The following is a 5,359-nucleotide window of genomic DNA, read 5'->3' on the forward strand; positions in this document are numbered from 1 at the left end:
GGTCGAAGAAATCTGGCGCGGCGCCGTTATCCGCTTGCTACGCGCCAGCTACGACCGCGTTAACCCGGCCCTCCTGCCCGGTCATGGCCACATTCGTGATGAGAAGCAGTGGAAGCGCTACCTGCAGGCGCAATATCAGCGCCACTGGAAGGTCCACTTCGCCAAAAAGACTCGCGGTGCCTGGCGCAGTGTAAAATATCTGGGCCGCTATCTTAAACGCCCGCCGGTGGCGGCATCGCAATTGCGACACTACCGTGGTGGCTCGGTGGTGCATCAGTACTACGACCACAACACGCAGCAGCACAAACGTCAGAAACTAACTCAGGAAGAGATGCTGTGGCGTTACGTCAGCCACATCCCGTCCCGACACTTTAAAATGGTGCGCTACTACGGCTTTCTGGCCAACCGTAAACGCGGCACCCTGCTGCCGAAAGTCTACGAAGTGCTGTCGATGACGCAACGGGAAAAACCGCAGAAGCCGGGTTTCGCAGTGCTGATGAAAGCCTTCCTGGGCACCGATCCGTACCAGTGCATCCTGTGCAAAAGTCCACTGCGTTTTGCAGGTGCCGTGGCGGGCGAGCACGCGAAAAAACTGTTGTCCGACAGGCTGCATCGGATGGAGAAAAAACGATGGCTTCTGGCACCCGCCCTGGATAAGTGCGCCTGAAAAATGGGTTTTAGATTAAAAATACGGCAAAACCGGCATTTTTACGAATTATCTCGCGATAGGCCTCACCTAATACGGCTCTTCCTCGCTACCGTTCATGGTTAGGAAACTCAAACAGGGTCGATTCAGTTTCCTAACCATGAACGTAGCGCCCCTATGGGGCGAGCACGGCAGCGCTGCTGCCTCAACCGTCTTTTAGATCCTGTCTCACCTCAACACCGGTACCGTCTGACAGCCCGACCGGCTGCGAGGTGGGACATGTCACACCGACGCGTTGACACCCGCATAAAATGAGCACGCCTGTGGCGTGAGCCGGCTGGCGCCGACGCACTTTTCCTGCCCGATAACGCCCTGTAGACTCTGCACCATGTATATTCCCCGACCGGCAAAGCTACTGTTCCAGCATGACGATGGCTGGAACCACTATCTCGACAAACACGGCGACTCCCTCAGCGACTGGACCAAACTCGCCGTCGAGCGCATGCTCGCCTGCGGCACTTGTGCCATGGGTGTTCGCCGCTACTGCTGTGCCTCACCGGATTGCACCCATGCCCGCTTTTTCTGCCAGAGCTGCAAGTCCAAGGCCTGCAGCAGTTGTGGCCTCAAGGCCACCGAGCAGTGGATCGCCGAACAGCAGCACATTCTGCCCGACTGCGACTGGCAACACATCACCTTCACCATGCCGCACCTGCTGTGGCCGTTCTTCAATAACAACTGGCTCCTGCTCAATGATCTGTTTCGCTGCGCCACCCGCGCCATGCTCCGCTGGGCGCGCCAACAGGGGATCGAAGTCGGTATCTTCTGTGCTCTCCATACCTACGGCCGGCAGCTCAATCAGCACCCGCATATCCACGTCTCCGTCACCCGCGGCGGCCTCGACATCAAACGCGGCACCTGGCGGCAGCTGTTCTTCAAAAAGAAAGAGGTCGAGCAAATCTGGCGCAACGCCGTGGTTTACCTGCTGCGCGACAACTACGCCCAAATCAACCCTGGAGGCCTGCCGGGCCTCGGTCATATCCGTAATGAAGAGCGGTGGCACCGTTATCTGCATGCCCAATATCGCCGCGCCTGGAAAGTGCATTTTGCTAAAAAGACACGCGGTGCCTGGCGCAGCGTGAAATACCTCGGCCGGTACCTGAAGCGCCCGCCGGTGGCCGCTTCTCAGCTGCGCCACTACCGCGGCGGTGCCGTGGTCCATCAGTATTACGATCACCGCACGCAGCAACACAAACGCCAGAAAATCAGCCAGGAGGAGATGCTGCAGCGTTACGTCAGCCATATCCCGGCCCGACACTTTAAAATGGTGCGCTACTACGGCTTTCTGGCCAACCGCAAGCACGGTTCGCTGCTGCCGAAGGTCTACGACGCGCTGGCGATGACGGTACGGGAAAAACCGAAGCGACCCGGATTTGCAGTGCTGATGAAAGGTTTCCTGGGAACCGATCCGTACCAGTGCATACTGTGCAAGGGCCGGTTGCGTTTTACCGGTGCCGTGGCGGGCGAGCACGCCACCAAACTGCTCTCTGACCGGCTGCAGCGGATGGCAAAAAAACGATGGCTTCAGACCCCTTCTCTGGATAAGTGCGCCTGAAAAATGGGTTTTAGCTTAAAAACACGGCAAAACTTGCATTTTTACGCATTACCTCGCGATAGGTCGCACCACATGTTGATCCTCATTGCCACCGTTCATGGTTAGGAAACTCAAAAAGGGTCGATTGAGTTTCCTAACCATGAACAGCCAGTAACCGTAGGGAACAGAAACGCCGCCGTTCAGGCTGCGGCTGCGCCGGTCGTGATGAAATGCATCATCCCGTGAGGCTGACAGCGACCACTGGTCGGCGAGGCGCAACGGGTTGTCCAGCACCACGCCGGCATTCATCTGCCCGACGCCGGTACTTTTCTGGCCGCCGTTATCGGCGCCGAAGGACAGGGAGACCGGCAGGCGTGTCGATGTACGGCGCAGGACCACCGAGGAATAACCCGGCCGCATTCCCGGTTGTATATCGATGACCACCTGCTGCGAGGGCAGGCGGTTGAGCTGCTCCATGCCCTGCTCGATGTCGCGCAGGTTGAGCACCCCGCCCACCAGGCCGGGAAATGCCATCCGGAGCATCGGCGTGTCCTGCCCGTCAAGGCTGATACCCTCAACGCGCCCTTCACTCACAGCGATGGTCAACGTCCCGCCGGCGATTTCCTGCGCCGGCAGCCAGGCCTGCGAGGTAACATAGCCGCGCGTGATGTAGGCATTGGTGGTCTCCCGCACCAGGGTGTTGATACCGGAGAGCGTCAGGCAGCGGCCTTGAAAGGAAGACGCCAGATTATCCCTGACCGACCAGGAAAGGTGTTCGGCACCCTGAAAGACGACGTGTTTGACATCATGACAGGCGTGAATTCCCTTGTCCGGCACGGGAAGAGGGAGCGTCGGCAGGTCGGTGGTATTTTGCAGGTCGTCGCGTTGTTGTTGCGCCTGCTCAAGCAGGGCCTTCTGCCGCAGCTCGACAACTTCCAGGTCAGCAGGGGTAATGGGGGCCGCCTGCGCCAGATTTATCAACATCAGGCCGCATCCTGGCAGCCAGTACTCCCTGTAAAACGCCACAATCCTGCTCACAACAGTTAATGGTTATTTATAGGTTGCGAAGTGTAAGTATTTGTCAGTTTTTGTCCAGCGTTTTTTTTGTTCGGTATGAAGGGGGATGCCCCCTTTGCTGGCAAGAGTAAGGAAGGGCCGCACGCGGAAATCCCTCCCTGAATGGTAAAAGCTAGTCTGGCTTACGAGAGAGGTTTTCGAGGTTCTCCTTCGCTCTGGCGGTGAAATCATCCGCCTTCTCACCGGCGGTATGAATGGCATCTTCTGCCTTACCTTCGATGCCGGCTGCTGCATCACTGACCCTGGCAGAGATGTCGTCTTTGGTTTCAGACAGCGCGCTTCCTGCCTTTTCAGCCACGTCTTTGACATCGCTGACCGTGTTTTTCATCGCCGATGCGGTTTCTTCCTTTGTTTCATTCACCTGCTCTTTTGTGTCAGACAGTCCGTCCTGAGCCAGTTTTTTTAACTTGTCTGCTGCCGAGCTGATGTCATCAGCGACGTCGTTGATAACCGATTTACCTTTGTTTTTCAGTTCGTCAAAAAAGCTCATTTTTAGTCTCCTGGAAATTCCCGTACTCCATGAGTGTCTGAGTATGCGCGAAAGCGCATGAAGGCGCCAGCCTCAGCCAAAAAGGACACCCACAGGCAAGGGGCGCCGGTAGCCCGGCGAAGCCGGTTCGGGTTTGATAGGTTTCACCGCACCCACCCACTGCCCTGCAAAGCCAACTCCACGCAAAGCTACACTGAAGCGACATTACGCCGTCGGAGTGGTCCCGCCAGAGGCGGGGCGTATCTCCGCGTTAGCGGCCTGCAAGGGCGCTTACGGGCGTGTTCACCAACCCCTAAAGCGCCACCACCCACAGCGACACGGAACACTTTAGTTACAACACTCATCATAAAAGCGACACAGTTCCCCGGCCGTTGGCCGGGGGGCGGGGCCGCTTTTCAGGGTGGGTCAGGTGTTTGGTGGTCGTGCCAATGATGCGGTGGTGATGATCGGTGCTGAAGAACTGCAGAGTCCGGCGAATGGTTCGGCGTCCGCGGGCCGGTTTTGACTAAATCAGGGTCTGGCCAGGCGATTTCTGCACGAGCCGGTCTCTGTGTTGGCCAGGTGGGCATGGAGCGGTTTTCGCGAGTGAGTAGTTTAAGGGGGCTGAAGCCCAACCGTACGAAACTGTACGCTAAGTGCATTTTTTGAGCAGTTTACGCGAGTAAAGAAAACGAGGGTTTTATTTACTCTTTCCGTTGATACCAGTAACCATGCGGTTTTCGGCACTTCCAATGTTAATAAACCCGGTAATCAAATCAACGTAAATCTGACCCACAACTCCACGACTTTATAGACTTAAAATCATACGGTTATGCTCTTAACGTACGTTTCCGTTCCATTGGGCTTCAAACCCCTTTAACGGCAGTCGGCACTTTTTCTGCAGCGGATGGTTTTGCCCGAACAACGTGAGGGAGGTACTCACCTGCACTGGCGTCAGCCGGTGCGATGAATACTCCCTTTTTAAAGGGCTTGTTTTGTTCAGGAGTAACGTTCGAAGTTAATCAGTATACGGTCGGCATGTTCGAAGTTAACTGCTTGTTCGAAGTTAATGACGGAGTTAATGATATTGTCGACGTTGCACGGCCTGGCCGGTGGTCGACATCGGCGTTTTTTGTCGTGGGTTGTTCGGTTTTTGGGGCAGTATCAAGCTGCCGGCGCGTGCCCGGCGTCCGTGTTCCTGGATTGCGCCCACGGGAAACGCCCCGCAGGCGGTGGCCGGCAGGGTGGGCGTCAGAGACAGTCGTTGGCGAGATTTGGATCAGGTAGGCAGCGCGCCGGCGCGCTCCAGTAGCAGGCGATAGTAGGCCTCCGGGTTCTCCGTCAGCAGCCCCGGCTGTTCGCGCTTGAGCGCCGCTTCCAGCTGCATCGCCTGAATGGGCGAGCCCTGCATCGACCAGCCCACCCAGGCCTGGTAGAAGCCGTTCTGCTGGCGTCGTTTGGCGCTGGCCAACTGTTTGATGGTATCGGCCGTGTCGTTCAGCAGGGTGTCAAGGCGGTGTTCGTTCTGCTGGCGTCTGGCCAGTTCGTCCTCAATGGCAGCTTCAGCGTCTTTTTT

At 57.0% G+C, this 5,359-nt stretch carries 4 protein-coding genes and 1 pseudogene; 2 read left to right on the plus strand and 3 right to left on the minus strand.

The annotated features are described in order from the left end of the window. Both AC4PR2_RS27300 and AC4PR2_RS27305 read left to right on the plus strand, forming a co-directional pair. The coding region (locus AC4PR2_RS27300; protein WP_492175822.1) for an IS91 family transposase at nucleotides 1–667 on the plus strand (667 nt) is incomplete at its 5' end. A 367-nt stretch (nucleotides 668–1,034) separates the two neighbouring features. Beyond that, nucleotides 1,035–2,258 (plus strand): IS91 family transposase, encoded by a 1,224-nt coding sequence (locus tag AC4PR2_RS27305; RefSeq protein WP_492175823.1) that lies wholly within the window; start codon nucleotides 1,035–1,037, stop codon nucleotides 2,256–2,258. Nucleotides 2,259–2,306: 48 nt separating this feature from the next. Here the strand turns inward: AC4PR2_RS27305 and AC4PR2_RS27310 are convergent, their stop codons facing one another. From AC4PR2_RS27310 to AC4PR2_RS27320, 3 genes and pseudogenes are all read right to left on the minus strand, one after another. Beyond that, nucleotides 2,307–3,221, minus strand: a complete 915-nt coding sequence (locus tag AC4PR2_RS27310; protein WP_492175824.1) for a ShlB/FhaC/HecB family hemolysin secretion/activation protein — start codon at nucleotides 3,219–3,221, stop codon at nucleotides 2,307–2,309. A gap of 205 nt (nucleotides 3,222–3,426) precedes the next feature. Then, nucleotides 3,427–3,804: a hypothetical protein gene (locus AC4PR2_RS27315; RefSeq protein ID WP_492175825.1), complete on the minus strand. Its 378-nt coding sequence runs from the start codon at nucleotides 3,802–3,804 to the stop codon at nucleotides 3,427–3,429. 1,258 nt (nucleotides 3,805–5,062) lie between these two features. Beyond that, nucleotides 5,063–5,359, minus strand: a pseudogene (locus tag AC4PR2_RS27320) (Replication protein); the annotation flags it as partial.

The sequence above is a fragment of the Serratia sp. A07 genome, from assembly GCF_058725505.1.

Bases quoted from the DNA above. Each gene is read 5' to 3' on its own strand.
- AC4PR2_RS27305 (WP_492175823.1), top strand. From the start codon at position 1,035: ATGTATATTCCCCGACCGGCAAAGCTACTGTTCCAGCATGACGATGGC.
- AC4PR2_RS27310 (WP_492175824.1), bottom strand. From the start codon at position 3,221: ATGTTGATAAATCTGGCGCAGGCGGCCCCCATTACCCCTGCTGACCTG.
- AC4PR2_RS27315 (WP_492175825.1), bottom strand. From the start codon at position 3,804: ATGAGCTTTTTTGACGAACTGAAAAACAAAGGTAAATCGGTTATCAAC.